The sequence below is a fragment of the Pseudomonas sp. 8Z genome (assembly GCF_902506535.1).
Taxonomy (GTDB): Bacteria; Pseudomonadota; Gammaproteobacteria; order Pseudomonadales; family Pseudomonadaceae; genus Aquipseudomonas.
The window spans coordinates 91,173-107,151 of the sequence record NZ_LR733825.1 but is presented as its reverse complement, the minus strand read 5'-3'; the positions used below and the strand labels follow the sequence as shown (position 1 = coordinate 107,151).

Sequence of the window (15,979 nt, the reverse complement as noted above, 5' to 3'; positions counted from 1 at the left end):
TGTGGTTATGCCTGCGGCATCCCAGCCCTGATCCGAGTCAGGCTATCGCTGCTCAGAAAAACCGCCATCCCTGGCAAGCGACCGGCCAAAGCCGGCGCGCCGATTCTTATAAGTACCGCCCCTGAATTTCGTCGATGACGCCCTCCTTGCGCATGCTGTCGAGTGCTGCCTGCAGCTTGGCAACGAGATCGTCAGGTGTTTCACGATTCAACGCCAGATAAAGCTCGGCACTGTCGAAACGCAGCACCGTTTTCAAACCACTGACTCCTTCCTGCTTCGCCAGGTAGCGCCCGGCAGGATCACCTGTCGCCCACAAGTCGACTTGCCCAGATTCCAGCTTGCGAGCGTTTTCCTGATCACGCAACGAAGTGCTGTGCTCGATGCCCTTGTCAGTCAGGTACTGCGAAATAGCATCACCCTTATAGGCTCCGATGCGGTATTTAGCTGCCTGCTGCAACGTATCGATACGCAACGCGCTACCAGCCTTGGCCAACATCACCCAATCATCCGGGCCGATAGGCCCGACCCACTTGAACAGCGCCTCACGCTCCGGCAAACGCGCGGTGACGAACACGCCGTGCCCCGGTTTTTCCAGGGCCAGCTTGTAGATACGGTCCCAGGGGAAACGCAAGGTCAAGCTATAGCTAACCTCTGCGCGCTTGAACATCTCCCTGACCACATCCACAGCGATGCCACTGATATTTGCATCCTGAGCGAAATTCTTGCCATTGGTCGCCATGTTGTATGGCGGGAAGTTCTCGGTCAGTAGCACCAATGGCTCAGATGGGTTCACCTCGGCGCGAGCAGCGCCAGCCAGCACCATAAAAGTGCCACCCAGCACTATCAGCAAGCGTTTTAGCATGGTATTTCTCGTATTGATCATAAGCACATCGCACGAGGATACCCGCCATATCTATCAGCGCCCAGCGCTCGCTAGCAGACTGCCAGCAAGATAGGCACGAACAGGCCAACGAGTGCTGCATAGCGTGAGCCGGTTCACACAGCAATTTTTGCACCAGGCATGCTCTACGACAGAGGCGAGGAAGGCTGCAGCAGAGGCACCTGGCATGCCCCTGCTCGATGCGGCGTCAGCGTACGACGATGCCGCGGCTGGCCAGGTAGGCCTTGGCTTCCGGCACGGTGTATTCGCCGAAGTGGAAAATGCTCGCGGCCAGCACAGCGTCGGCCTTGCCTTCGAGGATGCCGTCGGCCAGGTGCTGCAGGTTGCCGACACCACCGGAGGCGATCACCGGCACACGTACGGCCTCGCTAATGGCGCGGGTCACGCCCAGGTCGTAACCGCTCTTCACGCCGTCCTGATCCATGCTGGTGAGCAGGATCTCGCCGGCGCCCAGGCCTTCCATCTTGCGCGCCCACTCCACGGCATCCAGACCGGTCGGTTTGCGCCCGCCGTGGGTGAAGATCTCCCAGCGGCCCGGCTCACCCGGCGCGGAGACGCGCTTGGCATCGATGGCGACGACGATGCACTGCGAACCGAAACGCGCAGCAGCCTCGCCAACGAACTCGGGGTTGAACACCGCGGCCGTGTTGATCGACACCTTGTCAGCACCGGCATTGAGCAGGTTGCGAATGTCCTGCACGGTGCGTACGCCACCGCCGACGGTGAGCGGGATGAACACCTGGCTGGCCATGCGCTCGACGGTGTGCAGCGTGGTGTCGCGGCCATCGACGCTGGCGGTGATGTCGAGGAAGGTGATCTCGTCGGCGCCCTGCTCATCGTAGCGACGGGCGATCTCCACCGGATCGCCGGCGTCACGGATGTTCTCGAACTTGACGCCCTTGACCACGCGGCCGTTGTCCACGTCGAGGCAGGGGATGATGCGTTTAGCCAGTGCCATACGGAGCTCCGCAGGGTGGGTGCAACCCACCGATAAAGATTGCGTCAGTGGCGGCGGGTTTCACCCGCCCTACGGTTTAACCCTTGTAGGAATCGCAGAAGGCCTGCGCTTCGGCCACATCCAGGGTGCCTTCGTAGATGGCACGGCCGGTGATGGCGCCGATGATACCGGGCGAACGCGCCAGCAGCAGCTTCTCGATATCGCCAAGATTGTGGATGCCGCCGGAAGCAATCACCGGAATCTTGCTGGCAGCGGCCAGCGCGGCGGTGGCTTCGACGTTGCAGCCCTGCATCATGCCGTCTTTGGCGATATCGGTATAAACGATGGCCGACACGCCGTCTGCTTCGAAGCGCTTGGCCAAGTCGGTGGCCTGCACGCTAGACACTTCAGCCCAGCCATCGGTAGCGACGAAACCGTCTTTGGCATCCAGACCGACGATGACCTTGCCGGGAAAAGCCTTGCACGCCTCGGTGACGAACTCGGGCTCTTTCACCGCCTTGGTGCCGATGATCACGTAGCTGACGCCAGCGCGCACGTAGTGCTCGATGGTTTCCAGGGTACGGATACCGCCGCCGATCTGGATTGGCAGATTCGGGTAGCGTTTGGCGATAGCGGTGACCACTTCGCCGTTGACCGGCTGCCCTTCGAAGGCGCCATTGAGGTCGACCAGGTGCAGGCGACGGCAGCCACCCTCGACCCACTTGGCGGCCATGCTCACCGGGTCATCGGAGAATACCGTGGAGTCTTCCATGCGACCCTGGCGCAGACGTACGCAGGCGCCGTCCTTGAGGTCGATAGCGGGGATAATCAGCATGTCTTTTTTCCTAACGTCAAAAAGAGCGGCAAGCTGCAAGCCTCAAGCTGCAAGCAGGCGCATTCATTTCTCTTGCAGCCGAGCGACGACGCTTCAGCTACCTTTTTCGAGTGCCCAAAGGTCGCTCTCGATGCTCTCGAACCTGTCTTTCAGGTGCGCCTGCACGTCGAGAATCGCCTTGTTGTAGTAGTGCGGTGCCAGCTCGCGGGTGATCAGATCGAGCACTTCCTGCACCTCGAAGGTGCCCAGCTTCAGCTCGAAGCGCTCATCAAGAAAGCGCTGCAAAACCAGTAGCGCGGCCTGCTCCTGAGCAGGTTCCAGCGCCAGGCTCGGCACCTTGGTGCGGGCCATTACCAGCGGCCATCCCAGGCGACGAAGTTCTGCAGCAGTTGCAGGCCATGGGTATGGCTCTTCTCTGGGTGGAACTGCACAGCGAAGCGCGAGCCATCCGCCAGCGCGGCAGCGAAGTCCTTGCCATAGTGACCGCGACCGACCACCTGTTGTGGCTTGCCGGCCTCGATGTAATAGCTATGCACGAAGTAGAAGCGCGCATGATCCGGGATGTCGTGCCACAGCGGGTGTTTGACCGCCTGCGCCACTTCGTTCCAGCCCATGTGCGGCACCTTGAGGCGCTCGCCGTCTTCACTCAGATCCTTGCCGAAGAAGCGCACCTGACCGGGGAACAGGCCGATGCAATCGACCCCGTCGTTCTCCTCGCTGCGCTCAAGCAAGGCCTGCATGCCGACGCAAATGCCGAGGAACGGGCGGTCGGCGCTGACTTCGCGCACCAGCTCATCGAAGCCCAGGCGCTTGATCTCGGCCATGCAGTCACGAATCGCGCCGACGCCGGGGAACACCACCCGGTCGGCCTCGCGGATCACCTTGGCATCCGAGGTCACCAGCACGCGGCCAGCGCCGACGTGCTCCAGCGCCTTGGCCACCGAGTGCAGGTTGCCCATGCCATAGTCGATGACGGCTACGGTCTGCATCAGAGGGTTCCTTTGGTCGACGGCATCTGCCCGGCCATACGCGGATCCAGCTCAACGGCCATGCGCAGGGCACGACCGAAGGCCTTGAACACGGTTTCGATCTGATGGTGAGTGTTGTGCCCACGCAGGTTGTCGATATGCAGGCTGACCTGGGCGTGGTTGACGAAGCCCTGGAAGAATTCCTGGAACAGGTCGACGTCGAAGCCGCCGACCACAGCGCGAGTGAACGGCACGTGCATCTGCAGGCCTGGGCGACCGGAGAAATCGATCACCACGCGCGACAGCGCTTCGTCCAGCGGCACGTAGGAATGGCCGTAGCGAGTCATGCCCTTCTTGTCGCCGACAGCTTTGGCAAAAGCCTGGCCAAGGGTAATACCGACGTCTTCCACCGTGTGATGGTCGTCGATATGCAGGTCACCCTTGCAGTAGATATCCAGGTCAATCAGGCCGTGGCGGGCAATCTGATCGAGCATATGCTCGAGAAAAGGCACGCCAATATCGAATTTGGCCTTACCAGTGCCATCCAGGTTGATCGAAACCTTGATCTGGGTTTCCAGGGTGTTGCGCTCGACGGATGCCGTACGTTCGGCCATCACCAGCTCCACGAAATTGCCAACGGAAAAAGGCCAGTATTATAGGCGTGCCACGCCCGCAACGGCTACCGGCGATGGCTGGACGGCAGAAACGAAAAAGCCCGCACAGGCGCAAGGCCTGTACGGGCTTTTCCGAAGAATCGAGGTTACTGGAACAGTACGACGGTCTTCTGCAGGGTGATCCACACACCCCAAGCCAGCGGAATACCCACCGCCAGCCAGGCAGCGATGACCAGCGGCTTGCTCGACGGATCAGCCGACCACTCCAGCTCGCTCGTAGCTGGTGCCGACTTCTCGCCATGGGCGCGTTCGGCGGCCAGCTCTTCTGCGGTCATGAAGTACTTCTGCGCAACTGGACGCACCATGGCATTGCAGATAAAGCCCAGCACCAGCAGACCGGCGAGGATGTACAGGGTGATGTCGTAGGCGGCCGCCTTCTCCACACCGATGCTCAACTGGTACTCGCGCAGGTAGTTGACCAGCACCGGACCGAGGATGCCTGCAAAGGCCCATGCCGTCAGCAGACGACCATGGATTGCACCGACCATCTGCGTGCCGAACAGATCCGCCAGGTAAGCCGGAACGGTGGCGAAACCGCCGCCATACATCGACAGAATCAAGCAGAAGCAGAACACGAAGAAAGCGACGCTACCCAGATGCCCCGTCCAAGGCACCAGCGCATAAAGCACGAAGCCGAGAGCGAAGAACACAAAGTAGGTTGCCTTACGGCCGATCAAATCGGAGAAGGACGCCCAGAAGAAGCGACCACCGATGTTGAACAGACTGAGCAGACCCGTAAAGCCGGCAGCGATAGCAGCAATCTGCGCAAGTTGACCGGCATCGAGCTGGTTGAAGCTCAGGTTGTTGCCAATCAGTTTGCCAGCGAAGACTTCCTGCAACAGCGGCGAAGCCATGCCGATGATGCCGATACCGGCAGATACGTTCAGGCACAGCACAGCCCAGACCAGCCAGAACTGCGGAGTTTTCAGCGCCGTATTAACGTGCACGTGGCCTTTGGTAATCATCGCGTTATTGGCTTTGGCTGCAGGTGCAGTCCAGCCAGCCGGCTTCCAACCGGTCGGCGGCACGCGGTAAGCCAGAGCGCCACCCATCATGAAGATGAAGTAGATCGCCGCGATGACCACGAAGCTCTGCCAGACGCCAACGCTTTCCGGGGTAGCGAAATGGTTCATCAGCATCGCTGCCAGCGGCGCACCGACCATAGCACCACCGCCGAAGCCCATGATCGCCATGCCGGTCGCCATGCCACGCTTGTCCGGGAACCACTTGATCAGGGTCGAGACAGGCGAGATATAACCCAGGCCGAGACCGATACCGCCAATCACACCAGAGCCCAGCCACAACAACCAGATCTGGTGGGTGTAGATGCCCAGCGCAGAAATCAGCAGACCGCCGCACCAGCACACAGCCGAAACGACACCCGCCTTACGCGGGCCGGCATGTTCCAGCCAGCCACCCCATACGGCAGCCGAACATCCGAGGAAGACGAAGAACAGGGTATAGATCCAGCCGAGCATCGAGATCTGCCAGTCACAGTTGCTGGCAAATACCTGCTCGAAGAACCCCATGCCTGGAGCACAAGCCGTGGCGGCGGTGATACCAACCGCCTTGGACAACGGCAGCCAGAATACCGAGAAGCCATAAGCCATGCCGATACACAGGTGAATGGCCAGAGCGGCTGGCGGAACCAGCCAGCGGTTGAAGCCGGGTCGGGCGATGATGCGTTCCTTGGAGAGGAATGCAGGCTTCGCCGCGACGCCGTCCAATGCAAGCGCGTCAGTCATAGCAGAGTCTCTTTTTATGGTTGCAGACAATAGGCGCACGCGACAGCTAAACGGCGCCAAAGCTTGCAAAGAGTAGCACCAAGGCGCGACAAAACGCCGCGCTGCATGCATTTTTTTTAGATTTCTTTGCACGTTAGCCGCGATTTCGGCAAATTTCGAAAGCCTCAATCTATGACATGATAGACGGTATCAATCTAAAGCCGCACACCCACCCGCCAACGCTCAGTAAAAAGCCCAAATCCGCCACCTGCCCGAACACCCTCAACCAGCATCCAGAAGCGGAACCGCCGGGTGAAATTTCAATCAAAAAACTGCCCTTAGCCCGGCAATCGATTGCCGGAAATCACTCGCGAGCGGGGCGCTGAAGCGCGGTGACGCTATACTCGGCGCCCCTTATTCCAGCCATCGAAACAAGGACTCGTCCATGAAAGCGCTCGGCAAGATCCTGGGCCTCTTCCTTCTCGGATTGCTGCTGATCGTAGTGGCGCTGTTATTCGCCCTTACGCATCTGTTCGACCCCAACGACTACAAGGACGAGATTCGCCAGATCGCCCACGACAAGGCCAATCTCGACCTGCAACTCAAGGGCGACATCGGCTGGAGCCTGTTCCCCTGGCTCGGCCTGGAACTGACCGACGCCACCCTGGCCAGCGCCGACACACCGGACAAACCTTTCGCCGATCTGCGCATGATTGGCTTGTCGGTACGCGTAATGCCGCTGCTACGCAAGGAAGTGCAGATGAGCGACATACGTGTCGACGGCCTCAGCCTCAGTCTGCAGCGCGACGCCAAAGGGCACGGTAACTGGGAGGGCGTCGGCCGCCCAGCCAAGGCTAACGCAGACACGCCGCAGCCCGGCGAACAACCTGCCGTGGCCGACGCCCCCAGCACCGAGCAACCCAGCAAGCCCGCCAGTCAGCCGCTCAAGTTGGATATCGACAGCCTGACCCTGAGCAATTCGCGCGTTGACTACGACGACGCGCAGAAGGGTCAGCAATTCACCGTCGAGAACATCGAGCTGAAAACCGGTGCGATCCGCGAGGGCGCCAGCATCCCGGTCAAATTCAGCGCCTTCTTCGGCACCAACCAACCCCTCCTGCGCGCCCGCAGCGAAGTCGAAGGCGCACTACGTTTCGACCGCGCCCTCAAGCGCTACCAGTTTGAAGACCTTAAACTCACCGGCGAGGCCTCGGGCGAGCCACTCAAAGGCAAGACGGTTAATTTCTCAGCTCAGGGCCAATTGCTGCTCGACCAGGCGGCCAACATCGCCGAATGGAATGGCCTCAAGCTCTCCGCCAACCAGCTACGCGCCCTAGGCGAGCTGAAGGTGCGCGAACTGGACAAGGACGCCAAGCTCGCCGGCGGCATCTCCATCGCCGCCCTCGACCTGCGCGATTTTCTCGACGGCCTCGGCGTCGAGCTGCCGGCCATGCGTGACGCCAACAGCCTCAAGCAGTTCGAACTGGTCAGCCGCCTCAATGGCTCCAGCAAAGGGCTGATGCTGGAGAACCTCGACCTCAAACTGGACGGCAGCAGCTATACCGGCAGCCTGGGCGTTGCCGACTTTGCCAAACAGGCCCTGCGCGCCGACCTCAAAGGCGACAAGCTCGACCTCGACCGCTACCTGCCGCCCAAGAGCAAGGACAGCGCAGGCGCCGCCCGCCAGGCAGAGGTCAAGGAAAGCATCGCCGACGCTGGCTCCAACGGCACCACACCACTACCCAATGCCCCCACCCAGCAAGCCTGGAGTGACGAGCAGATATTGCCCGTCGACCGCCTGCGCAGCCTCGATCTGCAACTGGCACTGAGCCTGGGCCAGCTCATCTACGACAAGCAGACGTTCACTGACGTCAATCTCAAAACCAACAGCCGAAGTGGCCTGATCACCCTGGAAGAGGCACGCGGCAAACTGCAAGGCGGCAACTTCATCAGCAGTGGCAGCATCGATGTGCGCCAGATCGAGCCAATCATCAGCCTTGAAAGCCGACTCAATCGCATCCCTATCGAGCCATTTCTCAAGAAGCAAGAGCAGCCCGCCCCCCTGCGCGGCTTGCTGGATCTGGACGCCAAGTTCAACACGCGCGGCAACAGCCAGAAAGCCTGGGTCGAAGCGCTCAACGGCAACGCCAGCTTCCTGATCAACGATGGCGTACTGGTCAATGCCAACCTCGAACAGCAACTGTGCCGCGGCATCGCCACCCTCAACCGCAAGACGCTGAACAACCCGCCGACCGGCAAGGACACCCCTTTCCGCGAACTCAAGGGCAGCCTCAGCGTACGTGATGGTGTCGCACGCAACCCTGACCTGCGCGCCCAGGTGCCGGGTCTGGCAGTCAGCGGCGAAGGTGATCTCGACCTGCGCGTGCTCGGCCTCGACTACAAGGTCGGCATTACCATCGAGGGCGATCAGCGCGAAATGCCCGACCCCGCCTGCCAGGTCAACGAGCGCTACGTCGGCATCGAATGGCCGCTACGCTGCCGTGGCCCACTGGAAATGGGAGCCAAGGCCTGCCGCCTGGATCAGGACGGCATGGGCAAAATCGCCGCCCGCCTGGCCGGTAACAAGCTGACCGAGAAGCTAGAAGAGAAACTCGGCGACAAGGTCAGCCCGGAACTGAAAGACGCACTCAAGGGCCTGTTCAACCGATGAGCCCCGAGCAATTCAACGGCGCCGTGCTGGCCTGGTACGACCAGCACGGGCGCAAGGATCTGCCCTGGCAGCAGAACATCACCCCGTATCGCGTCTGGGTTTCGGAAATCATGCTGCAGCAAACCCAGGTCAGCACCGTACTCGGCTATTTCGACCGTTTTATGGACGCACTACCAACGGTGCGCGACCTTGCCGAAGCGCCAGAAGACGAAGTGCTGCACCTGTGGACAGGTCTGGGCTACTACACCCGCGCCCGCAACCTGCAGAAAACCGCGCAGCTCATCATGCGTGAGCATGGCGGCGAATTTCCGCGCAGCGTCGAAGCCCTCAGCGAACTGCCCGGCATCGGTCGCTCCACCGCCGGCGCCATCGCCAGCCTGAGCATGGGCGTGCGCGCACCGATCCTCGACGGCAACGTCAAGCGCGTACTGGCGCGCTACGTGGCGCAGGAGGGCTACCCCGGCGAGCCGAAAGTGGCCAAGCAACTGTGGGACGTGGCCGAGCGCCTGACCCCACACGAGCGCGTCAACCACTACACCCAGGCGATGATGGATCTCGGCGCCACCTTGTGCACCCGCAGCAAACCCACCTGCCTGCTGTGCCCGGTGCGCAGCGGCTGCCAGGCGCACCTGCTCGGCCTGGAAATCCGCTACCCGGAGCCTAAGCCGCGCAAGGCACTACCGCAGAAACGCACACTGATGCCACTGCTAGTCAATGACGCAGGCGACATCCTGCTCTATCGCCGCCCAGCCACGGGGCTATGGGGCGGCCTATGGAGCCTGCCGGAACTGGACGATCTCGCCCAACTCGACGACCTCGCCAGGCAACAGCAGTTAAGCCTCGGCGAGCGCCGCGAACTGGAAGGCCTGACCCATACCTTCAGCCACTTCCAACTGGCCATCGAACCCTGGCTGATCGAGGCCAACGAGCAGCCCGGCCGCGTGGCCGAGGCCGACTGGCTCTGGTATAACCTCGCCACCCCGCCGCGCCTGGGCCTCGCCGCCCCGGTGAAGAAGCTGCTCAAACGCGCGGCGCAAGCCATTACCGCTGGAGAACCGACATGACCCGCATCGTACAGTGCCGCAAATACAAACAGGAACTGCCCGGCCTGGATCGCGCGCCCTACCCCGGCCCCAAAGGTGAAGACATCTTCAACAATGTCTCCAAGCAAGCCTGGGACGAGTGGCAGAAACACCAGACCATGCTGATCAACGAGCGCCGCCTGAACATGATGAACGCCGAAGATCGCAAGTTCCTCCAGGCCGAGATGGACAAGTTCCTCTCCGGTGAGGAATACGCCCTGGCCGAAGGTTACGTCCCGCCCAGCGAGTGACGACAGCCGTGGGAGGGGCTTCAGCCGCGACAACCGCCGCATATCCATGCACGCAACCCCGGCTCACCCTCCCCGTTTTTCCCGCTCACGAACCTAAGCGCCCGAAATAATTAAATATTTTTCAAACTCACGCTTGACACTGATCCTTCAAATCCGTCTAATAGCGCCCCGTTGGCCCAGGTAGCTCAGTCGGTAGAGCAGGGGATTGAAAATCCCCGTGTCGGCGGTTCGATTCCGTCCCTGGGCACCATTAATTTCAAGAACTTAGCGCAATGCTTGGTTTAGTCCCACGCTCCAGTGGTACAGTTTCGGTACAGTGCCGACACTTTGCTAGTGGAGATGCTGATGGCGACAATCGTAAGAACCCCCTCTGGTACCTGGAAAGCTGTCATCCGCAAGCAAGGATGGCCAACGGCTTCCAAGACCTTCCGCACCAAACGTGACGCCGATGACTGGGCTCGCTCCACCGAGGACGAGATGGTCCGCGGCGTATACCTGCGTCGCTCCCCTTCCGAAAAGACAACTCTAGAGAAAGCCCTGGGGCGCTACTTGGAGGAAGTCACCCCGACCAAGAAAGCCTCCACGCAAAAAGCTGAGAAGACCAAGGCCGCCCCGCTCATCCGCCACCTCGGCAAGTATTCCCTCGCCGCCCTCTCAGCCGACGTGATCGCTGAGTACCGCGACAAGCGCCTGAAGGAAACTATCCGTACGAAATACAAGGAAGGCAGCGACGCTGCCCCTAGAACCGTCAGCGCCAACACCGTCCGCCTTGAGCTGGCTCTACTCAGCAACCTCTTCACGGTGGCCATCCAAGAATGGCGCATTGGCCTCCCCCAAAACCCCGTGCTGAATATACGCAAGCCCAGCCCCGGAGAGGGACGTGATCGACGACTCAGCCCGGATGAAGAACGGAAGCTGTTCCAGGCCGTTAACGCCTATCACAACCCAATGCTCGGCTGGATCGCCAGAATCGCCGTAGAGACCGGCATGCGCTCGTCAGAGATCACCTCGCTACGTCGGCACCAGGTAGACCTTAAAAAACGCGTGGTGAAGCTCATAGACACGAAAAACGGGGAAAGCCGAACCGTACCCCTGACTCAAGCAGCGACCCAGGCCTTTAAGGAGGCCCTGGAGAACCCCATACGCCCCATCGATACCAATCTCATTTTCTTCGGCGAACCAGGCAAGGATGAAAAGAGAAGGCCCTATGTCTTCTCGAAAGTCTGGAATGGGATGAAAAAGCGGCTCGGCATGGCAGATCTCCGGTTCCATGACCTTAGGCATGAAGCCGTGAGCAGGCTAGTGGAAAGCGGCCAGCTCACTGATCAGCAGGTTGCGGCAATCAGTGGGCACAAGTCGATGCAAATGCTCAAACGCTACACGCACCTACGAGCAGAAGATCTGGTCAACGCACTAGATAACATCGACCAATCGCGCCAGGACTCAAGACCTAGCGCCTGACTCAGATCCACTTCCGGCATCCCTGCCGGCGCTGGTGGCCAGGCCCCGGGCAAAAAGCCGCCCGGCGCCTGGCGCGGCATCCATGCCTCACCAGCTCGATTTAAGCGATCGAGCCATCACGAGACTTTGCACAGTAAGCTAGAAGCACCTGCCGAGGGCGACTTCCATGACGACCCCTGTAACGAGCACCTCAACCGCCTTGACCACCTTGGCAAGCGCCCCTCTGACCCAGGCAGCGCCTGAGACACTTATCGAGGTCGCCCTGCTCGTCTGGTACGACCCCGACCCCCTCCCCTCGCTAAAACGCACCCTGGAGGCCCTGGAGGGCATCCAGCAGCGTCGCGCCAGGTTCGCCCTGGATGTGATCCGCCGCTACCCCTGCATCGAGCTCGAACGTCAGCGGGCGCTACGCGACCTGGTAGACCTGAAAGTTAGTTTTGAGGGAGGGTCGATGGTGGATCTGCTCAATGCCTGGGGCCTGGACGAGACCGAAACCCCGAACACCAAGGCAATCCTGCCTTTCCAGACCAGGCACTACGCGGCCACGCAAAAAAAGAACTCTTGATACTCCGAACCATTTAACCATTACAAGCGCCAATCCGGACTATAGCCACATGGATTACCCACATATTGAATCTGCCGTAGCGCTCGAGGATCTAGATCATGATTGCTCTGACTTCCTAGAACTGCGCTTGAGAAAAAAAGGGATCGGGACTGCATATGCAAATCAGTGCCAGTTCTGCGGGGAATTTCGTGGTGGAGAAATAGGAAAGGCAAAAGTGAAAATTCAGCCCCCTCCTAGCGACCAAAACTTAGAAGATGCATTTATCCAAAAAAGGCTGAAGATTCTTTCATCAACAAAAAGCAACCTATCCCCTCTTCTGCATTCAAGAGACAGCAAGACCATTGATCAAAAATTGGCCGAACTTGGAGAGATCATTGATGGGTACTGCTCAGCCAATGAGGTAGAAATTTCGAATTTATTACCCACATACCTTATGCAGCAGCGCAATCGCCATATAGATGAAGGTTATTCATCTATATGGCAAAGCGAAGATGAGCTTCATGAATGGTTCATAAAAAATCTCTCAAAGTGGTTTCATATTCATCATGAGATCAATGGAACGGGCTTTGTAAATAGAGAAATAGAGCAAATAAGAATAGACTTTATAATAAAGGCAAAAGACGAACTTATTCAGCACGGGTTCACAGACAAATACATTGGCGTTGAGGTTAAACACCTAAACCCAGTAACGGGAAAAGGGTTTCACGGTAAAAGCTCCAGGGGTATCTTCCAAGCTTTAAGCTATTGGTACAGCGGAGCCAGGTGGGATTTGCCAAATGAAAAAGGAGTAGAGCTCGCCACGGTTCTAATATTCAGCAATTTATCATTCCAAGATGAGTCAACGTATGTATTTGGCAGCCTTGACTCACATTACAGAAAAGTATGGAAATCTTATCTAAGCATTGCAAATCATGCCAACGTTGGCGAGCTTTCAGTCAGAACATGGAATGAAAAACTGGAGTACTGGGCCATGGAATACAATGGCACCAAATATTACTCAATGAGCCCAGGTCGCGGTCTTACAAAAGGTAATCCGAACGTAATAAGCAAGAGAAGAATTGGCAACACTCAACGATAGGGAAAACGGAAAAAACGTACGCTAAGCGTACAATGAGTCAGGTTGGGGCTATAGTACCTGCTGAGCGCGAGCAGCGTCGAAGACTACGAAGCGCTGCTGCCATGGCATTGCTCACCGACCAACGTCGCCTGATCACGGAACATCATCAAAGGAAGACGGGGTCTAGGAGGCGCTTGCCGTTGGACACAATCGAGCTGGTGATGCAGTCAACAAAAGACGATGATACGCAGGCACGAGCTCAGGATGCCAGAAAGCTATGATTGCACCCTGGCCAAACGATATGTTGCAAAGGAGGTTTGGTGAATACCGCAGTATTTTCTCTTATCGGCCTTGTTGTAGGAGCTGTATTGCAATTTCTGTTCTCTCGGCACCTAGACAACAAAAAGCACCAACGAGATCTGAGGTCAAAGGCATACGCTGATTACTTGCTGTGTGTAAGTGAGCAAGCAAATCTCGGACACCAGAGAAGCTCCGCAGAGGGCAGACAACTTGGAGCCAAAACCGCCGATGCAAAATGTAGGATTTCTCTTTACGGCGCCCCGACGGTGGTCTCTGCTTTTGCGAAATTTGAGCGCCTAGGTGCTGCAATGAATACTGACGAACAGTGCAAGGCTTTCACCGACATGGTAGCTGCTATGCGCCGAGACGCCCTTGGCAATTCATCTGTAGCTCAGGCCGACCTAGAAGCTGTATTGCTGGGCACGCGCATAGCAACATAAAAAATCTGTTCGAGCCTCTCGCCTCATTCATTCGAGATGAACCCAAGCCAACCCTTTAGCCAAAGATAGGCCTCTAGCAATTATGAGTCGAAGCCATCGCAAGAAGCCTAAGCAAGCTAGCCGCGAACAAAACTCATCACCGACGCAAGCCTCCCCTCTGGTACGCCTTGCTTCCGCCTTTATTACCCCAGACGAGCGAAAGGTGGTTGTATTCACCGACGATATACTTCTGAACCAATTGCGCAGGGACGGCCCCAAAATTGAGGAATCATTTGACCGCCTGTGTGCGGATGACTTGTCGAAGCTGAGTTCACTACTCAGCAAGTCAACTGGCTTGGTTTACTCTGGCCTTTCCGTCGCAACTCAGAAGGAAGACGAACTACGATCTGCCTGCGCTCAGCTACTGCTCAACGCAGCCAATTCTTTTGCTGCGGCAACAGCAGTTCTCCGCATGGGTTATGTCCTTCAGCCGGGAATCATTATCAGATCACTTCTCGAGGCAGTCTCAACGACCTTGCATCTGGTACAGCATCCCAATGATCTGACTGCATACCAAAACCATACACTCCAGTCTCCAAAAACAATAGCTGCGGCAAAAAAAGCGCTTCCGCCTTTTGGCCAGCTTTATGGCCATTTTAGCGATAGCTTTGCTCACATAGGTCAACTACACAAATCCATTACACCAATCCGTGTTTTCTCCGAGCGGCACGAGGCCCTGGAAGTCAACCTAAGTTCGCTACGTATCGCTGCCTGGCTCATGTATGTCACCGCTGAGCTTGTATTCAACGAGCTGGTCACAGCGCCCAGGTATTGGCATCCGGTAGATCAAGGCTATAAGTACGAACCATCTGAGGAAGAGAAGGAATGGATGAAAATATTCTTTCAAATGAGTGATGCAATCTAGCTAGCACCGCAAGTTGCTCAGCAAAAGCTTGATACCGTAGCTTTTTTCAAGTCGCAAACCCGAGACCAAGGCAGCTCCGCTGCCGCAGCCGGTCGAGGGTTGGTACTCCGAACCCAAGCCATGGCACGTAAACGGCGGGGTCATTTTGGGCTCAGGGAGACCCGATTCACTTGGGGAGATAGAGTCCGAGTATTCAAGACAGGACGTGCAGCTCTTACCTCGACAGGACTCAAACCGCCAGCTCCCTGCCCGATCTGAAACTGACCATAGTTGCTGGACGTCTTGTTTACGCAGTGGCCTAGTGCGGCCGAGATCTCTTCTTCACTAAGCCCGGCCCGCTTCCAGTCACTAGCCACGGCATTTCGGAGGTGATACGGGCAGATCCGGAACTTGAGTCTCGGCCATAGCTTTTGTCCGGCCGACGATAGCGCTGCACGCCAGTTGGTAGTTTTCTCGATGTCGACAACTGTCTCGATCTCTGCTGCGCCCGAAGCGGCATTTCTGCAGATCTCGTAGAGAGCCCTCACCAACGGATTCTGATCGACTCGATAGGTGATCTCACGCCAGGGCTGGCCTTTCTGGTCAGTAACCTTGATTCCGTTATCAATACGGACAGTCAATAGTCCGCTCTCTTTGGAACAAATCACTTTTACGCCTTTCTCAAGCTCACCTGGTCGACATCCCGACGCTGCCTCCGCCAGATATGCCAGCTCGTACTTGCTTCCCTCAAGTTGCTTATGCAACTGATCCCGCCAATTACCAGGCAGATATTTTAAGTCAGATCGCTTTGACTTCCGCCTTACCGTATTTTCGAGAGGACACTGCCCTTTGTGCCTTTCAACAATATTCAAGATCCCGATCACTTCTTCGATCGCTGCCACTTGGTATTTGAGGGCATTCATATCACCCGCACGCTGAGCCGCATCTTGACACCGCAATGCCTCCTGAAGCTGAGCGCGACAACAGTGCATTGTTGCGGCCACTCTTCTTCGATATGTGGACTTACTTTGAGTCGCACAGATTGCTGACCATAGTTTCTCTGGATTAGCCCCTTCATCGCCAACCATGCGGTTGTATTCGCGAACATAACCATCCTCAGTCGACTTGGTTAGCCTTTTAGATTGCAGTTCATTCATTCGTTGGCGTGCTGTTCTTACGAGCTCGAAAATCTCTTCCTGGGTCTTCATAGCGTTTTTCCAGTGACCTAAG

General features: G+C 57.8%; 16 protein-coding genes and 1 tRNA gene. 9 read left to right on the top strand and 8 right to left on the bottom strand.

Annotated features, from left to right (window positions below; translation table 11 throughout):
- Nucleotides 1-106: 106 nt before the first annotated feature.
- The 7 genes from AERO9A_RS04750 to AERO9A_RS04720 form a co-directional block, all read right to left on the bottom strand.
- Complete coding sequence (locus AERO9A_RS04750; RefSeq protein ID WP_159970780.1) at nt 107-862, bottom strand: ABC transporter substrate-binding protein; 756 nt, start codon at nt 860-862, stop codon at nt 107-109.
- Between the two features lie 226 nt (nt 863-1,088).
- Entirely contained in the window at nt 1,089-1,859 is a 771-nt protein-coding gene (gene hisF / locus AERO9A_RS04745) for an imidazole glycerol phosphate synthase subunit HisF (protein ID WP_004374000.1), read from the bottom strand.
- Between the two features lie 76 nt (nt 1,860-1,935).
- A complete protein-coding gene (gene hisA / locus AERO9A_RS04740) occupies nt 1,936-2,673 on the bottom strand; it encodes a 1-(5-phosphoribosyl)-5-[(5-phosphoribosylamino)methylideneamino]imidazole-4-carboxamide isomerase (protein WP_159970779.1) in 738 nt (245 codons plus the stop codon).
- A 93-nt stretch (nt 2,674-2,766) separates the two neighbouring features.
- Nucleotides 2,767-3,024 (bottom strand): DUF2164 domain-containing protein, encoded by a 258-nt coding sequence (locus tag AERO9A_RS04735; RefSeq protein WP_159970778.1) that lies wholly within the window; start codon nt 3,022-3,024, stop codon nt 2,767-2,769.
- Entirely contained in the window at nt 3,024-3,662 is a 639-nt protein-coding gene (gene hisH, locus AERO9A_RS04730) for an imidazole glycerol phosphate synthase subunit HisH (RefSeq protein ID WP_159970777.1), read from the bottom strand. The genes AERO9A_RS04735 and hisH overlap by 1 nt, the downstream gene beginning before the upstream one ends.
- The gene (gene hisB / locus AERO9A_RS04725; protein ID WP_159970776.1) at nt 3,662-4,255 is read right to left on the bottom strand and encodes an imidazoleglycerol-phosphate dehydratase HisB; all 594 of its coding nucleotides are present in this window, start codon (nt 4,253-4,255) and stop codon (nt 3,662-3,664) included. The genes hisH and hisB overlap by 1 nt, the downstream gene beginning before the upstream one ends.
- Nucleotides 4,256-4,401: 146 nt before the next feature.
- Nucleotides 4,402-6,060, bottom strand: a complete 1,659-nt coding sequence (locus AERO9A_RS04720; protein WP_159970775.1) for an OFA family MFS transporter — start codon at nt 6,058-6,060, stop codon at nt 4,402-4,404.
- Nucleotides 6,061-6,484: 424 nt separating this feature from the next.
- Here AERO9A_RS04720 and AERO9A_RS04715 point away from each other — a divergent pair, with 424 nt between their 5' ends.
- From AERO9A_RS04715 to AERO9A_RS04675, 9 genes are all read left to right on the top strand, one after another.
- On the top strand, nt 6,485-8,710 hold the full coding sequence (locus AERO9A_RS04715) for an AsmA family protein (protein WP_159970774.1): 2,226 nt from the start codon (nt 6,485-6,487) through the stop codon (nt 8,708-8,710).
- Nucleotides 8,707-9,774, top strand: coding sequence for an A/G-specific adenine glycosylase (mutY, locus tag AERO9A_RS04710; RefSeq protein WP_159970773.1), 1,068 nt, complete (start codon nt 8,707-8,709; stop codon nt 9,772-9,774). The genes AERO9A_RS04715 and mutY overlap by 4 nt, the downstream gene beginning before the upstream one ends.
- Entirely contained in the window at nt 9,771-10,043 is a 273-nt protein-coding gene (locus AERO9A_RS04705; RefSeq protein ID WP_159970772.1) for an oxidative damage protection protein, read from the top strand. Before mutY ends, AERO9A_RS04705 begins: the two co-directional genes overlap by 4 nt.
- Nucleotides 10,044-10,217: 174 nt before the next feature.
- A tRNA-Phe gene (locus tag AERO9A_RS04700) sits at nt 10,218-10,293 on the top strand.
- Between the two features lie 95 nt (nt 10,294-10,388).
- Nucleotides 10,389-11,504: a site-specific integrase gene (locus AERO9A_RS04695; RefSeq protein ID WP_159970771.1), complete on the top strand. Its 1,116-nt coding sequence runs from the start codon at nt 10,389-10,391 to the stop codon at nt 11,502-11,504.
- Nucleotides 11,505-11,670: 166 nt separating this feature from the next.
- Nucleotides 11,671-12,069, top strand: coding sequence for a hypothetical protein (locus tag AERO9A_RS04690; RefSeq protein WP_159970770.1), 399 nt, complete (start codon nt 11,671-11,673; stop codon nt 12,067-12,069).
- Between the two features lie 49 nt (nt 12,070-12,118).
- Nucleotides 12,119-13,147, top strand: a complete 1,029-nt coding sequence (locus AERO9A_RS04685) for a hypothetical protein (RefSeq protein ID WP_159970769.1) — start codon at nt 12,119-12,121, stop codon at nt 13,145-13,147.
- A gap of 299 nt (nt 13,148-13,446) precedes the next feature.
- The gene (locus AERO9A_RS04680; protein WP_159970768.1) at nt 13,447-13,866 is read left to right on the top strand and encodes a hypothetical protein; all 420 of its coding nucleotides are present in this window, start codon (nt 13,447-13,449) and stop codon (nt 13,864-13,866) included.
- A gap of 202 nt (nt 13,867-14,068) precedes the next feature.
- A complete protein-coding gene (locus AERO9A_RS04675; RefSeq protein WP_159970767.1) occupies nt 14,069-14,770 on the top strand; it encodes a hypothetical protein in 702 nt (233 codons plus the stop codon).
- 140 nt (nt 14,771-14,910) lie between these two features.
- On the opposite strand, the gene AERO9A_RS04670 is transcribed toward AERO9A_RS04675, so the two are convergent.
- Entirely contained in the window at nt 14,911-15,957 is a 1,047-nt protein-coding gene (locus AERO9A_RS04670; protein ID WP_159970766.1) for a hypothetical protein, read from the bottom strand.
- Nucleotides 15,958-15,979: the final 22 nt, after the last annotated feature.

Bases quoted from the DNA above. Each gene is read 5' to 3' on its own strand.
- AERO9A_RS04750 (WP_159970780.1), bottom strand. From the start codon at position 862: ATGCTAAAACGCTTGCTGATAGTGCTGGGTGGCACTTTTATGGTGCTG.
- hisF (WP_004374000.1), bottom strand. From the start codon at position 1,859: ATGGCACTGGCTAAACGCATCATCCCCTGCCTCGACGTGGACAACGGC.
- hisA (WP_159970779.1), bottom strand. From the start codon at position 2,673: ATGCTGATTATCCCCGCTATCGACCTCAAGGACGGCGCCTGCGTACGT.
- AERO9A_RS04735 (WP_159970778.1), bottom strand. From the start codon at position 3,024: ATGGCCCGCACCAAGGTGCCGAGCCTGGCGCTGGAACCTGCTCAGGAG.
- hisH (WP_159970777.1), bottom strand. From the start codon at position 3,662: ATGCAGACCGTAGCCGTCATCGACTATGGCATGGGCAACCTGCACTCG.
- hisB (WP_159970776.1), bottom strand. From the start codon at position 4,255: ATGGCCGAACGTACGGCATCCGTCGAGCGCAACACCCTGGAAACCCAG.
- AERO9A_RS04720 (WP_159970775.1), bottom strand. From the start codon at position 6,060: ATGACTGACGCGCTTGCATTGGACGGCGTCGCGGCGAAGCCTGCATTC.
- AERO9A_RS04715 (WP_159970774.1), top strand. From the start codon at position 6,485: ATGAAAGCGCTCGGCAAGATCCTGGGCCTCTTCCTTCTCGGATTGCTG.
- mutY (WP_159970773.1), top strand. From the start codon at position 8,707: ATGAGCCCCGAGCAATTCAACGGCGCCGTGCTGGCCTGGTACGACCAG.
- AERO9A_RS04705 (WP_159970772.1), top strand. From the start codon at position 9,771: ATGACCCGCATCGTACAGTGCCGCAAATACAAACAGGAACTGCCCGGC.
- AERO9A_RS04695 (WP_159970771.1), top strand. From the start codon at position 10,389: ATGGCGACAATCGTAAGAACCCCCTCTGGTACCTGGAAAGCTGTCATC.
- AERO9A_RS04690 (WP_159970770.1), top strand. From the start codon at position 11,671: ATGACGACCCCTGTAACGAGCACCTCAACCGCCTTGACCACCTTGGCA.
- AERO9A_RS04685 (WP_159970769.1), top strand. From the start codon at position 12,119: ATGGATTACCCACATATTGAATCTGCCGTAGCGCTCGAGGATCTAGAT.
- AERO9A_RS04670 (WP_159970766.1), bottom strand. From the start codon at position 15,957: ATGAAGACCCAGGAAGAGATTTTCGAGCTCGTAAGAACAGCACGCCAA.